The sequence below is a fragment of the Ruficoccus sp. ZRK36 genome (assembly GCF_019603315.1).
Lineage (GTDB): Bacteria > Verrucomicrobiota > Verrucomicrobiia > Opitutales > Cerasicoccaceae > Ruficoccus.
The window spans coordinates 596,794-619,100 of the sequence record NZ_CP080649.1; the positions used below are offsets into that span (position 1 = coordinate 596,794).

At 61.8% G+C, this 22,307-nt stretch carries 16 protein-coding genes; 10 read left to right on the forward strand and 6 right to left on the reverse strand.

Annotated elements, in window-relative coordinates; genetic code table 11:
- Positions 1-2: 2 nt before the first annotated feature.
- The gene (locus tag K0V07_RS02605; protein WP_220622976.1) at positions 3-755 is read left to right on the forward strand and encodes a helix-turn-helix domain-containing protein; all 753 of its coding nucleotides are present in this window, start codon (positions 3-5) and stop codon (positions 753-755) included.
- A 5-nt stretch (positions 756-760) separates the two neighbouring features.
- Positions 761-2,317 (forward strand): sulfatase, encoded by a 1,557-nt coding sequence (locus tag K0V07_RS02610; protein WP_220622977.1) that lies wholly within the window; start codon positions 761-763, stop codon positions 2,315-2,317.
- A gap of 59 nt (positions 2,318-2,376) precedes the next feature.
- On the opposite strand, the gene K0V07_RS02615 is transcribed toward K0V07_RS02610, so the two are convergent.
- A complete protein-coding gene (locus tag K0V07_RS02615; RefSeq protein ID WP_220622978.1) occupies positions 2,377-3,162 on the reverse strand; it encodes an AraC family transcriptional regulator in 786 nt (261 codons plus the stop codon).
- Positions 3,163-3,245: 83 nt separating this feature from the next.
- On the opposite strand from K0V07_RS02615, the gene K0V07_RS02620 reads away from it, so the two are divergent.
- The 7 genes from K0V07_RS02620 (at position 3,246) to K0V07_RS02650 (ending at position 12,806) form a co-directional block, all read left to right on the forward strand.
- On the forward strand, positions 3,246-5,288 hold the full coding sequence (locus tag K0V07_RS02620) for a beta-galactosidase trimerization domain-containing protein (protein WP_220622979.1): 2,043 nt from the start codon (positions 3,246-3,248) through the stop codon (positions 5,286-5,288).
- Between the two features lie 296 nt (positions 5,289-5,584).
- Positions 5,585-6,235, forward strand: coding sequence for a response regulator transcription factor (locus tag K0V07_RS02625; RefSeq protein WP_220622980.1), 651 nt, complete (start codon positions 5,585-5,587; stop codon positions 6,233-6,235).
- 65 nt (positions 6,236-6,300) lie between these two features.
- Positions 6,301-6,936, forward strand: coding sequence for a hypothetical protein (locus K0V07_RS02630; protein ID WP_220622981.1), 636 nt, complete (start codon positions 6,301-6,303; stop codon positions 6,934-6,936).
- A 79-nt stretch (positions 6,937-7,015) separates the two neighbouring features.
- A complete protein-coding gene (locus tag K0V07_RS02635; RefSeq protein WP_220622982.1) occupies positions 7,016-8,302 on the forward strand; it encodes a serine hydrolase domain-containing protein in 1,287 nt (428 codons plus the stop codon).
- 153 nt (positions 8,303-8,455) lie between these two features.
- Entirely contained in the window at positions 8,456-8,872 is a 417-nt protein-coding gene (gene panD, locus K0V07_RS02640) for an aspartate 1-decarboxylase (RefSeq protein WP_220622983.1), read from the forward strand.
- A gap of 204 nt (positions 8,873-9,076) precedes the next feature.
- Positions 9,077-10,159, forward strand: coding sequence for an alanine--glyoxylate aminotransferase family protein (locus tag K0V07_RS02645; RefSeq protein WP_220622984.1), 1,083 nt, complete (start codon positions 9,077-9,079; stop codon positions 10,157-10,159).
- A 127-nt stretch (positions 10,160-10,286) separates the two neighbouring features.
- On the forward strand, positions 10,287-12,806 hold the full coding sequence (locus K0V07_RS02650; protein WP_220622985.1) for a DNA topoisomerase III: 2,520 nt from the start codon (positions 10,287-10,289) through the stop codon (positions 12,804-12,806).
- 56 nt (positions 12,807-12,862) lie between these two features.
- Here the strand turns inward: K0V07_RS02650 and K0V07_RS02655 are convergent, their stop codons facing one another.
- Positions 12,863-14,869 carry a heparinase II/III family protein gene (locus K0V07_RS02655; protein WP_220622986.1) on the reverse strand — a complete coding sequence of 669 codons (2,007 nt, stop codon included), beginning with the start codon at positions 14,867-14,869 and terminating at the stop codon, positions 12,863-12,865.
- Positions 14,870-15,138: 269 nt separating this feature from the next.
- Here K0V07_RS02655 and K0V07_RS02660 point away from each other — a divergent pair, with 269 nt between their 5' ends.
- Positions 15,139-15,750, forward strand: a complete 612-nt coding sequence (locus tag K0V07_RS02660; RefSeq protein WP_220622987.1) for an HAD family phosphatase — start codon at positions 15,139-15,141, stop codon at positions 15,748-15,750.
- 253 nt (positions 15,751-16,003) lie between these two features.
- Here the strand turns inward: K0V07_RS02660 and menB are convergent, their stop codons facing one another.
- The 4 genes from menB to metG all read right to left on the reverse strand — a co-directional run bounded on the left by menB (position 16,004) and on the right by metG (position 22,256).
- The gene (menB, locus tag K0V07_RS02665; RefSeq protein ID WP_220622988.1) at positions 16,004-16,843 is read right to left on the reverse strand and encodes a 1,4-dihydroxy-2-naphthoyl-CoA synthase; all 840 of its coding nucleotides are present in this window, start codon (positions 16,841-16,843) and stop codon (positions 16,004-16,006) included.
- A 97-nt stretch (positions 16,844-16,940) separates the two neighbouring features.
- Positions 16,941-19,100 carry a 2-succinyl-5-enolpyruvyl-6-hydroxy-3-cyclohexene-1-carboxylic-acid synthase gene (gene menD, locus K0V07_RS02670; RefSeq protein ID WP_220622989.1) on the reverse strand — a complete coding sequence of 720 codons (2,160 nt, stop codon included), beginning with the start codon at positions 19,098-19,100 and terminating at the stop codon, positions 16,941-16,943.
- Positions 19,101-19,178: 78 nt separating this feature from the next.
- Positions 19,179-20,603, reverse strand: coding sequence for an isochorismate synthase (locus tag K0V07_RS02675; protein WP_220622990.1), 1,425 nt, complete (start codon positions 20,601-20,603; stop codon positions 19,179-19,181).
- A gap of 108 nt (positions 20,604-20,711) precedes the next feature.
- Complete coding sequence (metG, locus tag K0V07_RS02680) at positions 20,712-22,256, reverse strand: methionine--tRNA ligase (RefSeq protein WP_220622991.1); 1,545 nt, start codon at positions 22,254-22,256, stop codon at positions 20,712-20,714.
- Positions 22,257-22,307: the final 51 nt, after the last annotated feature.

The following is a 22,307-nucleotide window of genomic DNA, read 5'->3' on the forward strand; positions in this document are numbered from 1 at the left end:
ATATGAAACCAATCACTCCCCTCAGTTTCTGTGAAGCCGAGACGGCGGCACCGGCCCTCAATCGCGGCCTGGGCATCCTGGCCGCGCTGGCTCAGTCTGCCCCGCAGTCTCTGGAAGCTCTGGCCAGCAGCCTGAAGCTGCCCAAGGCCTCGGTCTTTCGGCTGCTCGGCGCATTGGAAACGGTCGGTATGATACGCAAGACCGCCCAGAAAACCTACGAGCCCCTGTGGAGCCTGCAGCCTGCTGCCGATGCCCGGACGCTCCTGCGCCATCGCCTCGAGCCCCGCATGGCTGAGCTCTGCGCATCCACTGGGTGCACCATCGAGTGGTACGAGCCTGACGCCGAGGGCATGCGTCTCATCTTGCAGAAAAACCCGGAGAGCGAACTTTGCGTGAAGGCGCGCCCCGGCTTCATCCGACACTGGGGCGAGCAGATCGAGGCCGTTGCCCGGCTCGGCTACGCCTTTTATCAAAAAGCACCCGAGCCCGGCTCCATGCAGCTCTTTGTCAAAAACGGCGAAAGCGAAGTTCTCTCCCTGAAGAAGGTTACGGCGCTGATCGAAGCGGCTCGCCGTGAGAACACCGCCGCCGACCTGCCCTACAATGACAACGGCGTGCGGCGCTTTGCCGTGGCCGTCCACGACCCCGAGAGCGGGGACTTTCTCGGCGTCCTGTCACTGGCCGAGGCCTACCACTTTACCGAGCGCCCCGGCGCTGACTCCTATCTGGAACAACTCAACAACCTCCTGCATTAACCACCATGCGCATTCTGTACATCGACATCGACAGCCAGCGCCCCGATCATCTGGGCTGCTACGGCTACCACCGCGCCACCAGCCCCGCCATCGACCAACTCGCCCGCGAAGGCATCGTCTTTGACCAGGTCTACACCCCCGACGCCCCTTGCCTGCCCTCCCGCACCGCCTTTTACTCGGGCCGCTTCGGCATCCAGACCGGCGTCGTCGGCCACGGTGGCACCGCTGCCCAGCCCAAGATCCAGGGCCCCGGTCGCAACTTCCGCGACAGCTTCGATGATCAGGGCCTCGGCCGCCAGCTTCAGAAGCTCGGCTACCACACCGCCATGATCAGCCCCTTTGGCCAGCGCCACGCTGCCTGGCACTTCTACGCGGGCTTTAACGAGATCCACAACACCGGAGACGGCGGCATGGAGTCCGCCGAGGTCGTCAAACCCGTTGTCGACAAATGGCTGGCCGATAACGCCGGCAAGGATGACTGGTTCCTGCACATCAACTACTGGGACCCGCACACCCCCTATCGTGCCCCGGAGGACTACGGCGACCCCTTCAAGGACGACCCGCTCCCGGCCTGGCTCAGCGATGACGAGGTCATCGCACGCCACCGCAAGATGACCGGCCCGCACACCATGGGCGAGATCGGCATGTACAACGACAACGAGTCACCCGAGTACCCGCGCCACCCCGGTAAAATCACCGACAAGGACTCCCTGCGCCGCATGGTCGACGGCTACGACACCGGCGTGAAGTACGTGGACGACCAGGTCGCATCCATCATTGCCCAGCTCAAGGCAGCCGGTGTTTACGACGACACCGTGATCATTATTTCTGCCGACCACGGCGAGAACCTCGGCGAGCTTGGCATCTACGGAGAGCACGGCACCGCCGACGCCGCCACCTGCCGTATCCCGCTTATCATCAAATGGCCTGACGGTCCGCAGGGCGTTCGCAACTCCAAGCTGCACTACAACCTCGACCTGGCCCCCACCCTGATGGACCTGCTCGGCGGTGAAAAGCAGCCCCTGTGGGACGGCGAATCCTACGCCAGCGCCCTGACCGACAACGTCAACGTCGGCCGCGATGAGGTCACCATCAGCCAGTGCTGCCACGTCTGCCAACGCTCCATCCGCTGGGACAAGTGGCTCTACATGCGTACTTATCACGACGGCTTCCACCTCTTCCCGCAGGAAATGCTCTACGATCTCGAAGCCGACCCGCACGAGCAGAACAACCTTGCCGAGCAGCATCCCGAGCTTTGCCGCGAAGGCCAGTGGCGCCTCTCCCGTTGGCATGATGCGCAGATGCAGGCCATGGCCTTTGAAGGGAACGATGTTGTCGATCCGCTCTGGACCGTCGTCCGCGAGGGCGGCCCCTTCCACGCCCGCATCTGCGACGATGACCTGCCCGGCCAGCCCAAGCTCAAGGGACTCAAAGCCTATCTGGAGCACCTCGAAGCTACCGGCCGCCAGGACGGCGCGGATGAAATCCGCCGCCGCTACGCCAAGCAAATTGCCCGCCTGGACAAGGCAGGCGCCCTGGAATCCCGACCCGCCAAGGTTTAAAGATCCAGCCCGGACTTTCGCCGCATGCAGTGGCCAAAGGCTTCGGTACGCTCTTCGCCTCAGTTCCCTTTTTCGCGGAGCTGACGCGGGGAGCAGCCGAAGACCCGGCGGATCACCTTGTTAAAGTGCTGGAGGTCCGGCAGGCCGACCTCGCAGGCGACGACCTTCACCGGTACGTCTGAGTGCATCAGGAGTTCACGCGCACGATCCGTGCGCTGCTTGCGCAGCCATGCCTGCGGCGTGAGCCCGGTGTGGCGCTTGAGGATGCGGATAAACTGGTTGTGCGAGACCTGGCAGCGCCCGGCCAGCTGGGCCACTGTCGGGCAGTCCGCCATCTCCTGCTGGCAGATGCGGGCAGCCTGATCGATGAGGCGCATATGCGCCGTCCGCTCCCCCGGAAAACGCGCCACCGTCGCCAAGCCAAAGAGCACATCCCAGAGCCGCGCGTTTGTGCGGGCGGGCTCCTGCACTCGGTAGCCCACGACCTGTCCAAACCGCTCCCGCAGGGCATCCAGTCGGCGCTCAGGCGGGAAAAAGAACCCCCGCTCAGGCAGCTGCTGTCCCGTCGCGGGCAGGCGAAAGTGTGCGTACAAATGCTCGGAACGCCCCCGGTAGACATAGGTCACCGGGATCCCGGCAGGAACCAGCGACACCGAACCGGGCTGGAGTGGAAAAACCTCGCCTGCCACATGCAGCTCACCCTCGTAGCGGTAAAAGTGAAGCGCCCAGCTCTCCCGCAGCAGAAAGCTTTCCCGCTCCACATGCTGACCGTGGACAGAGTATGCCAGCTGCACGACCTCGGGAGGATCATTAAGGCATCGCCACCATTCAGACAGGACTTTCATGGTGAAAATATACCACCACAGACTCTATCTCGACAAGCATTTATCCTTTAGCCAATGGGCGAAAGCGAGCAAGCTTTGCCCCCATGACAGACCCCCTTCGTTTTCGACAGATCCACCTAGACTTCCACACCTCCGGCGCGATTGACCAGATCGGCTCGAGCTTCGACCAGCAGGCCTACCAGGCCATGCTCAAGGAAGCCGCCGTGGACAGCATCACGACCTTTGCCACCTGCCACCACGGCTGGAGCTACTACGACACCAAGATCGGCCAAAAGCACCCCGGCCTGAAGTTCGACCTGCTGCGCGCTCAGTACGACGCCTGCAAGGAGATCGACGTCAACGTCCCCATCTACCTGACCGCCGGTGTCCACAACGTCATGGCCGAGGAACATCCCGAGTGGCGCATCATCACCCCCGAGGGTAACTACGGCGGCTGGACAAAGTCCCCGCTCGATCCGGGCTTCAAGTCCATGAGCTTCCACTCACCCTACCTCGACTACCTGTGCGAGCAGGTGCAGGAAGTGGTGAAACTTTTCCCCGAGGCCGACGGCATCTTCCTGGACATCATCACCCAGTACGAGGACTGCTCCCAGTGGGGCCTCGCCCACATGAAGGAAAAGGGTCTCGACCCGATGAAGAAAGAGGACCGCCTCCAGAGCAAGGTCGACGCCCTCTATAAGTACTACCAGCGCGTGACCGACGCCGTTCGCAGCATCGACCCGAAGATGCGCATCTTCCACAACAGCGGCCACATCATCCCCGGCTACCGCGAGATCTTCCCGTATTTCAGCCATCTGGAGTTGGAGAGCCTGCCCACCGGCGGCTGGGGCTACGACCACTTCCCGCTCTCGGCCAAGTACGCCAAGACACTGGACCTGGACTTCCTCGGCATGACCGGCAAGTTCCACTCCACCTGGGGCGAATTCGGCGGCTACAAGGCCCCCAATGCCCTGCGCTACGAGTGCTGCGCCATGCTCGCCTACGGCTCCAAGTGCAGCATCGGCGACCAGCTCCACCCCACCGGTCAGCTTGACGCCAGCACCTACGGCATCATCGGTGAGGCCTACCGCGACGTAGCCCGCAAGGAAGCCTACGTGCAGGGCGCAGCCAACGTCGCCGACGTGGCCCTGCTCAGCAGCATCTCCACCCACGCTGAGGACGCCTTCAAAGGCACGGGCGATCGTGACACCTCCTCGGACACCGGCGCAGCCCGCGTCCTGCTCGAGGAACACATCCTCTTTGACGTGATCGACACGCAGACGGACTTTACCGCGTACAAGATGCTCGTCCTGCCCGACGATGTTACCGTGGACGAGGGGCTCGAAGCCCGCCTCCAGGGCTTCCTCAAAGCCGGCGGTAAGCTTCTCCTCTCCGGCGACAGCGGCATCGACCCCGAGCGGGGCATGCTCTTCGACATCGGCGGCGAAGTCGGCGAGACCTCCGAGTTCCTGCCGGACTACATCGTCCCCACCGAAGAACTGCGGGCCGAATTCGTCTCGAACCCCATGGTCATGTACCGCCCCAGCCGCCGCCTGAAGGTCACCGACGGCGAATCGCTGGGCGACGTTTACGACCCGTACTTCAACCGCACCTGGGATCACTTCTGCAGCCACCAGCACGCCCCCGCCCGTCCCGACTCCTCCGGCTACGCCTGCGGCGTGCACAAGGGCAACATCCTCTACCTCGCCCACCCGGTCTTCTCGATCTACCGGGGCTTCGGGCAGGTCGCCCTGCGCCAGATCATCGGTAAGGCGATCCGCCGCCTGCTCGGTGAGGACGAAACGCTCAGCCTGAGCGGCCTCCCCTCCACCGGGCGCGTGACCTACACCCGGCAGGACCTGGAGAACCGCTCCGTGCTGCATCTGCTCTACGCCAACACCATCAACCGCGGTGGCGCGACCGAGCTCCACGGGGGTAACGTGGCGGGCCGCCAGATGTCCTACGAGGTGATCGAGGACCTGACCCCGGTGGACAACATCGGCGTCGAGCTCAAGGTGGATAAAAAGGTCTCGGCCGTCACCCTCCAGCCCGAGGGCAAAGCTCTGGCCTTCCAGCAGGACGGCGGTGTGCTCAAGCTCACCCTGCCCCGCCTGTTGTGCCACCAGATGATTGTCCTGGAAGACTAGAAGCAGCTACAGTCACTCTTTTTCAAGCACGCATCCTAACGGGTGCGTGCTTTTTCGTCACTTAACCACAGTTCCAGCGCTGGCCTTCCATACGGGGCGAAGGGAATGGCCCGTAACCCAATTGGGACGCATCCTAGACATAAAATTTTTGCTAAAGTCACCGAGTACTTGATCGATACTATTAGGCAAAGAGATCGTTTAATTGAGTTCTTACGCCCCCCGTAACACTAGAGCGTCCGTCCCTCGGGAGACGTTTCCTGCCTTTACAGGAGTATCATCGCAAAAAGAGTGTGAACATGACTTCCAACCCAGAACGCCGAATCGTACGTATTACTGTCATTGATGGGCATGAAATCGTACGTCACGGCCTGGAGCATCTCCTCGGTACCACCGAGGGGCTGAGCGTTGTTGGCTCTGTCTCGACCCTCAAAGAAGCTTACGCATCTCTCCCGAGTCAGCGACCCGATGTGGTCGTGGCAGACATGTTTCTCCCGGATGGACAGGCCATCGAGCTCCTTTCCTGGCTCAAAAACAATCTGCCCGGTTGTGCGCTGGTGTGCCTGAATCCGCAGCCGGACTCACAATTGGTTCACGAGGCGATATCCAGCGGCATTCACGGCCTGATCCCCAAAACAGCCAGCACGGAAACGATCATCGATACCGTGCGGCGCACCTCCCGTGGCGAATGCTACGTCGACAGTGACATTCTCCTGAGCGCCTTTAACCATACCCAGCCAGGCTCCAGCCCCCTAAACGTCCTGTCCCAACAGGAGTCACGCGTCCTCACCTTCATGGCAGACGGCATGACCAACCGTGAAATCGCCAGCCGCATGAGCCTGAGCGAGAAAACGGTGAAGAACTACAGCTCACACATGATGGGCAAGCTCGGCGTCACCCGCCGTACTGAGGCGGCGGCGCTTTTCTGGAAGCACAACAAAACTCAGTAAGCCTGAGCATTCCAGACTTTCCCCCCGGCGGTAACTGCGCTAGGCTGCGGCTTCATTCCCGTGTTATGAAGCTTTTCGCCCCCATCCGTCGCTTTTTTCTGCCAGCCCTTTTTGTTTTAGCGGCCCTGCCTGCGGCCCATGCGAATCTCGTGATCCGCTACGGGGAAATCAACAACCCGGCAATCTTCGGCGTAGAAATGCCCGGCGAGCTATCCTTTTACGGGCGGGCGGACATGGTTTATGCCCTTTCGCTCCAGCAGTACCAGACCGGCCCCTATCTGGTGACCGAGCTCGTGGTGGACATTGGTGGCGTGACCTCGCAGTTTCGCGTTTACGCGACCGAGCCCTTTGACCCGGAGAGCCTGAAAGACAAGCTCCCCGAGCAGACCCCCGCCGCCGTTACGAATCAAACAGGCGTCCCGCCCGCCGTGCAAAAGCTCCGCCAGCGCGGGAACGAAACGATTGCCCCGACCGAGGGTGGGCTCGTGATCAAGGATTACCCGACCTCCACCCACGCCAAGACCATCGAGTACCGTCTGGGCAGCTCCAAGGATGTGCGCGACCTCTACGAGGCCATGATGGACCTGTACATCCGCAACGGACGCGAGGCTGTCGTCAGCCGCCGCGAGAGCGTTAACGACTCCGAAGAGGTCAAGCAGGTCATCAGCCGCCTCGGCGGCACGCTGTTCGTCTTTGAGTGAGCTATTTCCGGCAGCAGGAAACGGAGATAGCACTGCTTTTCCCTTGTCGCCGGGGGCACAACGCGCACATATAACAACCATGCGCTGGTGGCGACTTTGCCGCGGGCTTGTACCCGTCATCCTATTTACCCTGTGCGTGCATGATGCCGCAGCACAGGCGGAGTTCCGCAATGGCGGGCTGGTCATCCCGCTGCAGCCTGGCGAGAGCGAGGTCAACGCCGAGATGGACGTCAGCGACATGGCGGCCGTTCACACCCTGGACCCCGGAGCCACCCTACCGACCATCCCGCCCGAGACGCTGGAGCGCTTCGGCGAGTATATCGCCGGGCTCAGCCAGGACTACGGGCTACCGGGCATGGCCTTTGCCGTCGTGCAGGACGGCGAAATCGTCCTCCAGCAGACCCTCGGCTACGCCAATGTCAAAACCGGCGAAAAGCTGACCGAGCACACGCGGTTCAACGCCGGTCCCGCCACCCAGGCGCTCACCTCCCTGCTCGCTGCGACCCTTGAGGACGGCTCCTTTACCTACGACAAGCCCGCCCAGAAGCTCTGGCCGCGCTTCCGCCTGAGCGCGCAGTCCCTCTCCGATAAGGTCACGATCCGCAACCTGTTGACCATGACGGCCGGCATCCCTGACTACACGGACGACATCCTCGATCCCGCCTGGGCGCGCCCTGAGGATGTGCTCGCCCTCATTGCACAGGCTCCCGTCATTGCCGAGCCCGGTGAACGCTTTAACGTCAGCCAGGTCAGCGTCGCCGCCGGGGGCTATCTTCTGCCCCGCGCAGACGGCAAGGAAGGCGAGTTTTACGACGATTACGTCGATACCGTGCAGGAGAGGATCTTTACCCCGCTGGGCATGGCGGACTCGACCTTTTCCCTCGCCACCGCTCAGGCCTCCGGCCAGATGGCCAGCGCCCATACCTACACCGACCGCGGCCGCTATGACCCCACTGAATTCTGGCAGCCCGAGCAGAACGCCTTTACCCCCGCCATCGGGCTCAAATCCAGCCTCTACGACATGACCCGTTGGCTCATCACCGAGCTAAACATGGGCGTAGGCCCGGACGGGCAACGCATCGCCGATCCGGTCAGTATCCGCGAGCGCTGGCAGCCCGCCCGCACCGCGGACAGCCGCAACTACGGGATGGGCTGGTCACGCCGCTACTACCGGAATGTCGAGATCATCGGCACGATGGGCAGCTACGACCGGCACAGCATGGCCATGGCCATTTTCCCCGGCTACCGCACGGGCTTCGTCGCACTGGTCAATGCCGAGGGCCCGGACGCCCTCAAGGTCCTCTCTGAGCTGCCCCTGGGGATTGCCGAAATGCTCAAAAGCGCCGAGCAGCAAAGCGCCCGCTAAGCTGCCCTGCCTAAAAATCCTCCACCCAGCAGATCAAGGGCGATGCCTAACCACGAACGGCTGTAAAAGCCGATCAATACAGGCCCGGCCTGAGTGATTCATTGACTTTGGCCGAATATCTGCTTTGTTGGAGTGTTTGAATCCATCCCGGTCATGACCGTAGAAATACTCAAAAGTAAAATCCTGCGTGCGGAAGTCACCGAAGCCGTTGCGGACTATGAAGGCAGCCTCGCTATCGACGGTGCCCTCATGAAGCGCATCGGCCTGCTGCCCTTTGAAAAAATCCTGGTCGGCAACATCACCAACGGTGAACGTCTGGAAACCTATGCCATCGAGGCCCCCGAGGGCTCCGGCACTTTCGCGCTGAACGGTGCGGCCGCCCACAAGGGCAAAGTCGGTGACCTGCTGGTGATCATGAACTTCGCGCAGATCTCCTACGAAGAAGCCAAGAGCTGGAAGCCCCGCGTCATCGTGATGGCCGACCACAACCGCACCATCCTCAAGGAGCGCAGCCCCGAGGGGGACAGCGGCGAGCCCTTCCGCGTGGCGGCCCTGAGCGCAGCCTCCTGAGCCGTTACCGTCCCGCCAGGTCGGATATTCGCCGCTGGGAGTAGACCTTTCCGGCCTTTGCCCGAGCCTGTCAGGACGGGGTATTAGGCCGAAAAACCATACCAACTGCCGGTTATGAGGCCCGTAACCGGGGATATTAACTTTTTTGCGGATGCAAACTCTGTTGACGATTCGCCGGTTTCTGATTCGCTATTCAACTTTTCCATGAGCTATAAACTCTACATTCCCGGTCCGGTCCAGGTGTCGGAGAAAACCTATCGCGCCATGGCGACTCCCGTCGTCGGGCACCGTAGCAAGGACTTCGTCGCACTGTTCCAATCTATTCAACCCGGGCTCCAGCAGCTCTTTTATACGCAGGACCCGGTCTACATCAGTACCAGCAGTGCCTGGGGCGTGATGGAAGGCTCCCTGCGCAATGTGGTCAAAAAGAAGGTGCTCAACTGCTGCACGGGCGCTTTCTCGGACAAGTGGTACGACGTCTCCTGCCGCTGCGGTATCCCCGCCAAGGAGCTCAAGTACGAGTGGGGCACCCCGATCAACCCCGAGGACGTCCGCAAGGAACTGGCCACGGGCGAGTACGACGCCATCACCATCATCCACAACGAGACCTCCACCGGCACGATGAACCCCATCGAGGCCCTTGCCGAGGTCCTGAAGGACTTCCCGGACGTGGTTTCGATCGTGGACACCGTCAGCTCCTTCTCGGCCATGAAGATCGACAAGGACGCCCTCGGCCTCGACGTCATGCTGACCGGCACCCAGAAGGCCCTCGCCATCCCTCCCGGCATGGCCCTGCTTTCCGTGTCCCAGAAGACCCTCGACCGCGCCGCCAGCATTGAAGGCCGCGGTTACTACTTCGATTTCATCGAGTTCCAGAAGAACTACGAAAAGGGCATGACCCCGAGCACCCCGGTCATCCCGCTCATCTACGCGCTCAAGAGCAAGCTCGAAGACATCTTCGAGGAAGGGCTGGAAAACCGCTACGCCCGCCACAAGCGCCTCAATGAGACCGTCCGCGCCTGGATCGCCAAAAACGGAATGGAGCTGCTGCCCGCACCGGAATTTGGCTCGGTCACGCTGAACTGCATCAAGAACCTGCGCGAAATCGACCTGCCCAAGCTCAACGACGCCCTCAAGACAAAGTACAACTGCGTTATCGACGGCGGCTACGGCAAGCTCAAGGGCAAGGCCTTCCGCATCTCGAATATGGGCGACGAAACCGACGAGACCATGGCCGAGCTTCTTGCTGCCCTGGACGACCTCGTCCCCCAGTTCGCGGCCAAGTAATTCGGCGGATTCACCCGGATTTTCCTTTCGGCCCAATCCTGTCACCGGGATTGGGCTTTTTATTTATTGCTTGCCATAGCCCCTGCCTTACCGCTTCCCTCCCTGACTTTCAGCCAGCACTGTCCTCATGAAAACCCTTGTCATAGCGGAGAAACCCAGCGTCGCCGGAGACTTGGCGCGCGTTCTTGGCCGCATCCCCCGTAAAGGCGACCACTACGAAAACGACGAGTACATTATCGACTCGGCGGTCGGCCACCTGGTCGAGCTCATCATGCCTGAGGACATCAGCGCCGACTACAAGCGCTGGACGCTGAAGACCCTGCCCATCGTCCCCAAGACCTTTAAGCTCCGCCCCATCGACAAGACCAAGAAGAAATTTCAGGAGCTTAAGAAGCACATCGCCCGCGACGACGTGGGCATGATCATCAACGCCTGTGACGCCGGGCGCGAGGGTGAGCTGATCTTTACTTATATCATGGATCTGGCCAAGGGCTACAAGAAGGAGTCCCGCCGCCTCTGGATGTCCTCCATGACCCCGGACGCCATCCGCAATGCTTTCTCCAATCTGCGCTCCTCTGAGGAGATGCAGCCCCTGCAGGATGCCGCACGCTCCCGCTCCGAGGCCGACTGGCTGATCGGCATCAATGGCACCCGTGGCGCCACCGTGCAGTTCGGTCGCCGTGGCGGTACTGCTGCCACTGTGGGCCGCGTCCAGACCCCCACCCTCACCCTCGTCTACGAGCGTGAGTGTGAGATCCGCGGCTTCAAGCCCCGCACCTACTGGCGCATCCTGGCGGACTTCCACGTCCACGCTGGCGATTATCCCGGTGTTTACCAGAAGCCCGACTTCAAGAAGGGGGATGACGAGCACGACCGTGCCGACCGCCTCTGGGAAAAGGAAGAGGCCGAGCGCGTCCTTTCCGACGTCCGCGCAGCCGCCACCGCAGTCGTCACTGAGGAAAAGAAGCGCAGCAAGCAGGCTTCCCCCCGGCTTTACGACCTGACCACCCTCCAGCGCGAGGCTAACAACCGCTACGGCTTCCCGGCCGGGATGACCCTGAACATCGCTCAGGCCCTCTACGAGAAGCACAAGATGATCACCTACCCGCGTACGGACTCGCGGGCCCTGCCCGAGGACTACGGCAATACCGTCCGCGGCACCCTCTCCAGCCTCCCGGAGCCCTACGCCGTCCACGCCGAGAAGGTCCTCAACAACGATTGGGTCTACACCGGCAACAAGCGCATCTTTAATAATAAGCAGGTCAGCGATCACTTCGCCATCATCCCGACCAACACCAGTTCGAAGAAACTCCAGGAGCGCGAGCAGAAGATCTACGACATGATCACCCGCCGCTTCATGGCTGTGTTCTTCCCCTCGGCCGAGTACGACGTCACCACCCGCATGAGCGAGCTCGGTGGCCATACCTTTAAGACCGAGGGCAAGGTGCTCGCCTTCCCCGGCTGGCTCGAAGTCTACGGTAAGGGCGGCAACGGCGAGGACACCCTCCCCCCGCTTTCCCCCGAAGATGGTTCACCTGCAAAGTCCGCGCTGACCGAGGCCCGCCTCGAAGAGGATCAGACCCGCCCGCCACCGCGCTACACCGAGGCCACCCTGCTCGCCGCCATGGAAGGCGCCGGGAAATTCGTCGAGGACGAGGAACTGCGCGATGCCATGAAGGAGCGCGGCCTGGGCACCCCGGCTACCCGTGCTGCCACCATCGACCACCTGGTCAAAGAGCGCTACATCGAGCGCGAAGGCCGCGAGCTGGCCCCGACCCAAAAGGCCGAGGACCTCGTAAAGTTCCTGCGTACCTTTAAGATCGACGCCCTCACCCGCCCCGAGCTGACCGGCGAGTGGGAGCACAAGCTCCGCCAGATGGAAGAGGGTGAACTCTCCCGTGAGCAGTTCATGAAGGGCATCGTCTCCATGACCGAGGAGATGATCAGCAACCTCAACGCCCCACCCCCGGCCAAGGAGACTCACCTGCGCTCACCGCTCGATGGCACACCGCTGATGGAGGATCACCGTGCGTGGTTCTCTCAAGAGTCGCTGGACATCAAGGGCCGCGCTATTCCGAAAATTTCCGTCAACAAAGTCATCGGCAACCGCAAGCTCGTCCCGGACGAGGTCGAGACCCTGCTCGAAAAACGCGAGATCGGGCCGCTCGATGGCTTCAAGTCCCGCATGGGCAAGGCCTTCTCCGCCGTGCTCAAGCTCTCCGAGAAGGACAACGGCTCCCTGCGCGTGGAGCTGGACTTCGGCGACAGCGGTAACGGCGGCGACGAGGACATCGACCTCTCGCAGTTCCCGGTCATCGGCATCTCGCCGGTGGACGGCAGCCCCGTGCACGAGACGCCCAACGCCTACATCTCCGAGGGCAAGGACGCCAAGGGCCGCGCAGCCTTCCGCATGAGCCGAAATATGCTCGGTAAGGCACTCCCGCCCGAGCAGATCAAAAAGCTCCTGACCGAGAAGAAAACCGACCTGATCAAGGGCTTCCGCTCGAACCGCACCAAGCGCCTCTTCGACGCATTCCTCACCCTCAAGGATGGCGGCAAGATCGGCTTCGAGTTCCCGCCCCGCCCCGCGAAGAAGGCGGCCAAGAAGGCTGCGAAAAAGAGCGAGACGACGGAGCAGGAATCCTAAGCGCTATCCGCTCAGGAGAGCACATTTGCGAATCCCCCTCTATGATGGAGCCCTCCTCAGGGCTTTATGATAGGGGTCAGCGTCACCGTAAAGCTGGCTGAGGTCGCCTTGTCGTCCTTCTCCAGATAGAAGCCAGCGCGCCGCGCAGGTAGACGCTCAGGGGCGGACCCCTGATAGAGCGTAAAGGGCCCCTCGGTTTCAACGGTCAGCTGCATCACCTGCCCGCCCTCCAGGACGACGTCAAACACAGCCTCATCCGTAAAGGACGCTGCACGCACATCCTTCCAGTAGCGGAAGGCTTCCGGACGGCCCTTGGCAAAATCGTCAACCGGTGTAAATGCGTCGCCGAGCTCGGGCTGGCCGTAGAGGTTCATACTCAGTCCCAGCAGCGCGGGAGCGCTCCCGTCGTTGAGCTCGACCGTGGTCTCCTCAATCAGCTCATCATCGACCAGCGTCAGCGTTCGGGTGGCAGAGGCATTCGAGCGATACTCCGGCTGTGTGGCGCTCACACTGAGCTCGGGTCCCTCCGCATCAAAGGATAGCAGCTCGCCCGGCTGCCAGTGCTCCTGGCCTTCGCCGTTGATGAGCGGCACATTATGGGCCAGCCCCTTCGAGTAGTACTGCTTGTGCTGAGCCGAGCCGTAGCCGGTGGTGCCCACGTCCTGCGAGACGACTTCCCCCTTATAGTACGCGGACCAGTTCAGCGCTTCAGCCTGCGAGTGAGACCTCGTGAGCTGCCCATAGTGGAAAAAGAGCTGCCAGTTGTTGTCCTTGAGCAGGGCGAAGCACGTCGACTCCATATTACGTGAAACCACTTGGGGGTAGACGGGGTGCCCGTCATCCTCGGGTACCTCGATCGGGTCCAGCAGGGTGTTCCAGTTGCGAGCCTGCGCAGCTTTCTGCACGCCCAGGACCGTCGGGAACGTGCGGGCATTGTCAGCCAACACCTGGGTCTGGACCTTGGCGATCCCGTAGATGTCCGCCGGATTGGGCAGGTTATCATTCGGGAAGCGGATAAACAGGGGCGAAAGCATCAGGTTTTGCAGGATAGCGGCCTCTTCCTTGAGCTGGTCCTTTTTACCAACCAGACCCGCGAAGAGAAACAGCTGCTGCGAGGCCCGCACGACATAGCCGTTGTAGCCCATCGACTGCTCGTACCACAGATAGTCAGAGGTCACCCCCTCGCGGATCTGCTCACGCAGGCCGTGCGGCCCGTCGATGACCCGGGCCCAGATATCCGGAGAGTCATACAGCAGGGCAACCTGTGCCTGAGAGGAGCGCTGCCACACCGCGATATTGTGGGTCTGCTGCATGGACATATTGAGCAGATCCACCTCGGGCTTAAACAAATGATCGAACCAGTACTGACGCCGCTCCTCGCTCACATCATTGAAAAGCAGGCGCGCCGTTTCCGTCATATCGGTCAGGTAGTTGGCATCCGTCAGGCTGGCCCCGCCGATCCGCGAGCGCGTATCACGCACCGGAAAGGCGTCTTCGTTTTCTGCGTAAAAATCGAGCTGCTCAGCGGCCCAGTCAGCGTATTTCTGCTCGCCGGTCAGCCGGTACAGGCGCGCGGCGGTCACCATGCGCTTAAAGTGACGTGCCCGGAATCCATAGACCCAGCTTTGCTTGATCGTCTCAGTCACCTCGACGCGGTCACCGTTCCGACTCATGAGAAAGTCTGTCTCCTCGCCGGGCACTTCATCGGTCCAGACCAGAAACGAACCGTCCACCGGGCTGACGAAGCGGCTCCACACGCCGCAGACCCACTCCGTGCGGTCCTCATGGCGCTCCATCCACTCATCCACCATCTTCTTTTGCTTGGCGAGCCATGTGGCCCACTCCGGGTCATTGGCAACTCGCTGGCGTGCTCCCTCCCAATCCTCCACCGGCGTGCGATACACCGAGCCATCCTCCTGGATGATCTTCAGCTCGGCGTACTGACCTTCGGGGTCGATCTTCTCAAAGCCGGCGTTGGCGCTCTGGGCCTGAAGCGCCAGAGGCAGGGCCAACAGAGCGAGGGCGGACGCGTACGCACGCGGGGTAAGCAAGTGCATCATCATACAAATGGGACGGGGTTAAGCGAGGTGTTGGTAGCCAAACTGTCCTGCAGGATAACCTGCGCGACCGCTTGGACATCGCGCGATATTGTTTGCTGCCACAGGCCTCGCGTCAATTCCACGGTTAAGCCTGGCAACTAAACTCGTTCAGCTGCAACCGAAAGTCGTCTCTGCGTGGGTTGCTCTGTGCGGCCCTGTCCCCCTCGCCGGAACCTGTCGCCCTCCAAGATTGCACTCGTCTCCCCTCTGAGCAGTCCCTAGAAAGGTGCGCGATGTTAAAAATTCCAGCAGGTGATTTCCAGGGTGCCATCTTTGATTGCGACGGCACGCTGGCCGACAGTATGCCCGTGCACTACCAGGCCTGGGTCGAGGCCTTCAAGGCCCACCACGCCAAGTTCGACTTTACCTGGGAGCTGTTCTACTCCATGGCCGGAACCGGGCTGGAAGACTCCGTCGTGCAGCTCAACGAACGCTTCGGAGACACGCTCGATCCTCATGCTACGGTCAAGACCCAGATGGAGATGCTCGACCACTTGCACCACAAGATCACCCCCATCGTCGAGGTGATCGAGATCGCCCGGCAGTATGCGGCCGAGGGTAAGAAGATTTCCGTCTCCAGCGGCGGCACCTACCGCCATGTCCACGAGACCCTCCAGCAGGCCGGCGTGCACGAGCTGTTCCCGGTCATCATCACCCGCGAGGACTACACCCACAGTAAGCCTGCCCCGGACTGCTTCCTGCTCGCCGCCGAGCGCATGGGCGTCCCGCCGGAGAGCTGTGTCGTCTTCGAGGACAGCCTCCTGGGCATCGAGTCCGCCAACCGCGCCAACATGGCATCCGTCTACGTCCAGCCCGAGATTTACTCCAAGGGCAGCGGGATCTAGCAGGACTGCGTTCGCTGCCCCCAGTAACGGATTGATCAATCTCGTTGGCCTGCCTCTCGCCTATCCCTTAGCAGGGGCAAAGTAATGTGATAGCATCACAGGTCCACCACTCAGTTTTGATGCCCTGCTCAGCGTTTAATGAAACAGCAATGCTGCTTTCATTAAACGCTGACACGATGCGCAGCATCGAAAGTGCAGGCTCTGCCTGCCGTGGGTGCGGTGCGCGCAGCCCCGCCTCCTTCCCTCCCCCCGATCAAGGCAGCCAGGGGAACTGGCTGAAGTCAGGCTTACGCTTTTCGACGTAGGCGCGGCGGCCCTCGTCACCCTGCTCGGTTAAGTAGTACAGCAGCGTCGCGTTACCGGCCAGCTCCTGCAACCCCTGCTGGCCGTCCACATCCGCGTTAAAGGCACTCTTGAGACAGCGGATGGAGAGCGGGCTGTGCTGCATGATCTCGCGCGCCCACTGCACACCCTCCTCCTGTAAGCGGTCCACCGGCACGACCTCATTGACGAGGCCCATTTCCTTGGCCTGCTCAGCGTTGTACTGGCGGCAAAGATACCAGATCTCGCGCGCCTTCTTCTGGCCGACGATGCGAGCGAGATAGCTCGACCCAAACCCGCCGTCGAAGCTCCCGACCTTCGGGCCGGTCTGCCCAAAGACGGCGTTGTCGGCCGCGATAGTCAGGTCGCAGACCACGTGCAGCACGTGGCCACCGCCGATCGCGTACCCGGCCACGAGCGCGATCACGACCTTTGGCATGGAGCGGATAAGCTTTTGCAGGTCGAGTACGTTGAGGCGCGGCACCCCGTCCTTACCCTGGTAGCCACCTGCCTGATGGCCACGGATTTTCTGGTCGCCCCCGGCACAGAAGGCGTACTTGCCGTCGGTCTGCGGATTGGCACCAGTCAGCAGGACCACGCCGACCTTGGGGTCTTCACGCGCATCGGTAAAGGCGCAGATCATCTCGGCCACCGTATCCGGGGTAAAGGCGTTGCGGCGGTGCGGGCGGTTGATCGTCACGCGGGCAATACCCTCGCCCTCCAGCTTCTCGTATACGATTTCTTCAAAATCCCTGACTTTGGTCCAATTCATGACCCCAAACCATGACAACCCCGCCCCGCTTTGACAAGCCAAGCGGCACCGAACTATTCACCCCCGAGACAGAACCTCCCGGAAAAACGCGACGCTGCTACTTTTCTTGGTCTCCAGCGCTGCTGTCGGGCTTTGCGGGAGCATCATCCTGACTCGACGTCTTTCGACGCGGGCGGCGAGCAGTCTGCTTACGGGCCGCAGCCTTACGGGCGGTTTTCTTCTTCGGCGTCGCAGCCGTCTTTCGAGCAGCCTTCTTCACGGGCTTTTTCTTAGCGGTATCAGCAGCCGGCGCCTCAGGAGCCTCGGCAGGCGGCACGTCTACCTCAGTTTTATCCGGACCACGATCCGCCTCTGGTTGCTCGGGAGCATTCTGTTCAGAAGCTGGCGTCGGTCCCGCATCTTTCGGCGCAGGGCGATCTTTAGCATGCGAGCGGCGACGCGGGCGGCTTTTCTTTTTCGAGCTACCGCCCTCAGGTTCGACACGTTCGCGCGACTCGGGCGATGCGGAGGCGTTACCGGCTACATGCTTTTGCGAAGACACATTAGCAGCATCACCACCGAGCAGTTCCTTACGCAGGGGCACATCATCAGCGGGGTCGGTCACCACCTCGATGATGCGCAGGCCCTGCTTCGGTAACTGGCTTACGAGCCGGTCCAGCTCGGGCCAATCCTTCGGCTTGATGTATTCGATGCCGTGCGCGGCAGCCAGCTTCTCAAAGTCCACCTGCTGCGGGGTGGCAAAGTAGTCCTCAAACGGCGGATCAAACTCGCGGATCGGGAGGTTTTCAAAAATGCGCCCGCCACCGTTGTTGACGAGGATCACGGTCAGGCTGCCCCGCAGACGCGGAGCCGAGAGCAGCCCGTTACTGTCATGCAGAAAAGCCAGATCGCCCGTCAGCAGGACAGCTGGCTTGCCATCATGGGCCAGGCCAAGTGCAGTCGAGAGCGTACCGTCGATACCGTTCGCCCCCCGATTCGCCTGCACGCGGTACCCACGCTCAGACGGGAGCCAAAACAACTCCGCGTCGCGCACCGGCATACTCGCCGCCACCAGCACCGGTGTACGCTCGGGTAGACGCCGCGAAAGCAGCCAAGGAATTTTTCCCTCAAAAAACGATTCGCATGAGCGTAGTTGATTTTGGATACGACCCGCAAACTCGCGATCCCTCCGCAGCCACTGCTCGGTGTAGCGCGAGAGCGGCGAGGGCCGCATATCCAGCGGCTCAGCGTACACATCGTCCCCCAGTCGCAGGTGCATCGTGCGCGCATGCGCGCTGTCGAGGTTACGGTACGAGCTGTCGATAATGAGCGTATCAGCCTCGGCCTCCGCCAGCCAGGTCCGCAAAATCTTACTCGTGGGCAGGTCCCCAAACTGGAGCACAAAGTCCGGGCGTTGACGCTCGGCCCAGGCCCGGTCACGCAGGAGTGCGTGATAGTTGGTCACCAGCGGAGCCTCCTTCGGGGCATGTGCGCGCAGTGGCGATAGCACATCCGCCAGCACAGGCCAGCCAAGTTGTTTCGCCATGCCGAAAACCGTCTCGGCATAGGCCGCGGGATTCTCCACCTGTGCGCACCCGGCCACGATCAGCCCGCGCTCGTGGGGCTCGATCGCATCGAACTGCGCAGCGGTACCGGACACCTGTGGCGGGCACACGCCTGCCAAAAATTCATCGAGTTTGAAGCCCTTGGGCAGGAACGGCTCGGGGCTTTCAACCGGAGCGAGCGGATCGCGAAAGGGGACATTGAGGTGCACCGGGCCGGGCAGAGGTGTCAGGCTGCGGCGCACGGCGTGGCGCAGCGTCTGGCGCAGGTAGCGCAGGCGATCCACGCCGGGCAGTGCCAGTTCATGCTCCCATACCGCATAGCTGCCAAACAGCTTACGCTGGTCGATCGTCTGCCCGGAGGCACAGTCGCGCATTTCGGGAGGGCGGTCGGCGGTGAGCACGATCAGCGGCAGGCCGCTCATCTGGGCCTCGATCACTGCGGGAAAATAATTCGCGCCTGCGGTACCTGAAGTGCACACGAGTACGACGGGCTTACCGGTGCGGCGGACCAACCCGAGAGCAAAGAACCCAGCCGAGCGCTCATCCAATACAGGGACGGCCTCGATCTCCGCACTCGTCGCAAAGGCCAGGGTCAGCGGTGCCGAGCGCGAACCGGGCGAGATCACCGCGTGCCGCACACCGAGGCGGGCCAGCGTCTCGGCGATGAGACCACCCCAAAATACGTTGAGATTTGCCAGGCAGAGTTTGTCCATTACGTGTCGCTCGCGCTCCCCAGAGCCAAATACAAGCTCTGTTTCCACGCCAGGTATTTGTAGATTAATAGGCGATTTTCAGCGGAGCGTATCGAGCATGGCCCGCAGTTTCAAATCTGTTTCCGCCTTTTCGCGAGCCGGGTCGGACCCCTCGACCACACCAACACCCGCATAGAGGCGGGCTCGATTCCCCTCGACCAGCGCCGAGCGGATCGCCACGACAAAGTCGCCCTCACCGCGATAGTCGATCCATCCCAGGGCGCCCGCATAGAGACCGCGGTCAAAGTTTTCGATGCGCCCGATGTGCGGGACGGCATCCTCGCGCGGCACGCCGCCAACAGCGGGCGTCGGGTGCAGTGCACCGGCGGCATCCAGCAGCGAAACACTTTGCGGCAGCACTGCCTCGATCGGCGTTAGCAGATGCTGGACATTGGGCAACTTGAGCAGGCGCGGCTGGGCGGCGCATTCCGGATCAAGCCCGAGCGCGCGCAGGCGCCGCTCGATGGCGTCAGCCACATGTCGATGCTCGCGCAAATCCTTATCGCAGGCGAGTAGCTCCGCCCCCAGACGGGCATCGTCACCAGCGCGTTTACCGCGCGGCGCAGATCCGGCCAGAGCACCGGTGATCAAGCGCCCGTTCACCGCCTGAGCCAAACGCTCAGGGGTCGCGCCGATCAGGCTGCGTCCATCGCCGCCGGAAAAAGAAAAGGCGAAGCACGCCGGGTAGCTCTCACGCAGGGCGTTGAGCGTCTCCAGTGGGTTAAAGTCACGCTCAGCCTCAAGATCGACCGCACGCGCAAGCACGATCTTACGGTAGAGCCCGCTGCGAATATCTGCCAGCGCCTGCGTCACGGCCTCGGGGAACCACCTCTCACCACCCACGTCATGGTTTTTGAATACAGCAGGGGGCGCAGCCTCGTCCGCAGGCATGGCGGCGTAGTCGAAGACGGAGAATTTTGTGTGCGCGGCGAGGACCTTTTCCGCCAGCAGTTCGATCGGGGCATCGGCCGTCACCGGCACATTCGCCACTGCCGTCGATACCCCCTGCCGGCGAGCGACCTGCCAGCGGGGAATAAAAACCGTACCCGGCGCGAATGAAGACGGGTCGCTTCCTCGCTCTTCCGAGAAAGTAAAAGCCGCAAAGGCACGCGGTCCACTATGAGCGCAGTCGAGATCGCCGATGGCGATCGTGTTGTCCCAGACCTGAGCGAGCCAGTCCCGCGTCTGCGCGAAGCGGTCCGGCCCGGTGAAGCTAGCACTCAGGATAGCCTCGGCTCCGGCCACGGCCTCGTCCGACTGCGGCTGCTCCAGGTACATGTGCAGTTCGCCCGGCTCGTAGATGGACTCCAGCACGGCAAGCGGGTCGATGTGCTTGACCGCGAGAGAAATGCTGGCCAGTTGCGGGCGGCCCTTCTTCGCGGCCACTTCACGCACATACCCGAGAAAGCCCAGCAGGCCCTGCGGGTCGCGATTCGGGAAACGCTCTGATGGGACGATCTCCATGCCGTCAGCTAGTCACATCTTCTATCAATAAAATCTAAAGATTAGCCACAGAGACACAGAGAGCACAGAGTTATTTTTTCTCAGTGTCCTCTGTAACTCAGTGGCCATTTACGACTCGCTTTGCGGACGGGGGAAGAGAATGGTCTTTTCGCCGAGAGTCTTGCCTTCGAGGCGGTAGTCCCAGTCGAGGTTGCCCGCGTAGGCGGTGACGGCATCGGTGCCGAGCAAGCCGAGCGTTTTCTCGGCCACGCCGGGCATGACGGGCGTCAGCAGCACGCAGGCCAGGCGCAGGCCCTCGGCCATGGTGGCGAGCGAGGTCTCGAGCTTGGCCTTGTCGGCGGGGTCTTCGGACTTGGCCAGCTTCCAGGGGGCGCGGATCTCCGCGTAGCGGTTGATGGCACGGATGAAGGCGAAGGTCTTGTCGAGGCCGTTGTGGAACTGGAACTGCTCGAAGCGCTCCTGCACCTCGGGGTGCGTTTCGTTCCAGAGCTTGCGCAGCTCCTGCTCGGGCTCTTCGTTCACCGTAGCGGCGGGGATGGTGCCGCCCTCACAGTAGCGGCCGCCCATGTTGAGCAGGCGCGAGAGGAGGTTACCGAGGTCGTTACCGAGGTCATCGGTATAGCGGGTGAGGAACTGCTCAGTCGTGAAGTCGCTGTCCTGCCCCACGGTCATCTCGCGGATGAAGAAATACCGCAGTGAGTCGGCACCGAACTTCTCGGCCAGCTCAAAGGGGTCCACGATGTTGCCCGCGCTCTTGGACATTTTCTGGCCGGAGAGATTCCACCAGCCGTGCACCAGCAGGTGGCGCGGCAGCTCGATGCCCGAGGCCTTGAGCATGATGGGCCAGTAAACAGCGTGCGGGGGCACGAGGATGTCCTTACCGATGACGTGGAAGTCCGCCGGCCAGCGCTTTTCGAAGTCGCCGGTGCCGTCCCCGTAGCCGGGTGCGCTGATGTAGTTCGTCAGCGCATCAAACCAAACGTAGGTCACATAGTCCTCGTCGAAGGGTAGCGGGATGCCCCACTCCAGGCGCTCCTTGGGGCGGGAAATGCACAGGTCGTTCAGCGGCTCCTTGAGGAACTCCAGCACCTGCTTCTGGCGGAAGCGCGGGAAGATGAAGTCCTCCTGCGTCTTGAGGAAGTCGATCAGCCAGTCCTGATACTGGCTCAGCTTGAAGAAGTAGTTCTTCTCGGTGATCTCGATCACCTCGCCGAAGATTTCCGGCCACTTACCGTCGACCTTGTCCTTCTCCTGGAGGAACTGCTCCTGGCGCGGGCTGTAAAAGCCACTGTACTCGGCCTGGTAGATCTCACCCTTGTCGAAGAGCTGCTGCAGGATGCCCCGGACCACGTCTTTGTGGCGCGGCTCGGTGGTGCGGATAAAGTCATCGTTGGAGATGAGCAGCTCGGAGCATAGCCGCTGAAACTGCCCGGCGACGTTGTCGCAGAACTCCTGCGGCTCGATCCCCTGCTTACGGGCGCTCATCTGGACCTTCTGTCCGTGCTCGTCCAGCCCGGTCAGGAAGTACACTTCGTCCCCCTGCAAGCGACGATGCCGACAGATAACATCGGAGAGCACCTTTTCATAGGCGTGCCCGATGTGCGGCGAGCCGTTTGCGTAGTCAATAGCGGTCGTGAGCGTAAAAGTCTTCATGGCCAAAGCGACAAGCAAACCGCCCCCACCCCTAAAGCTCAACCCAAAATG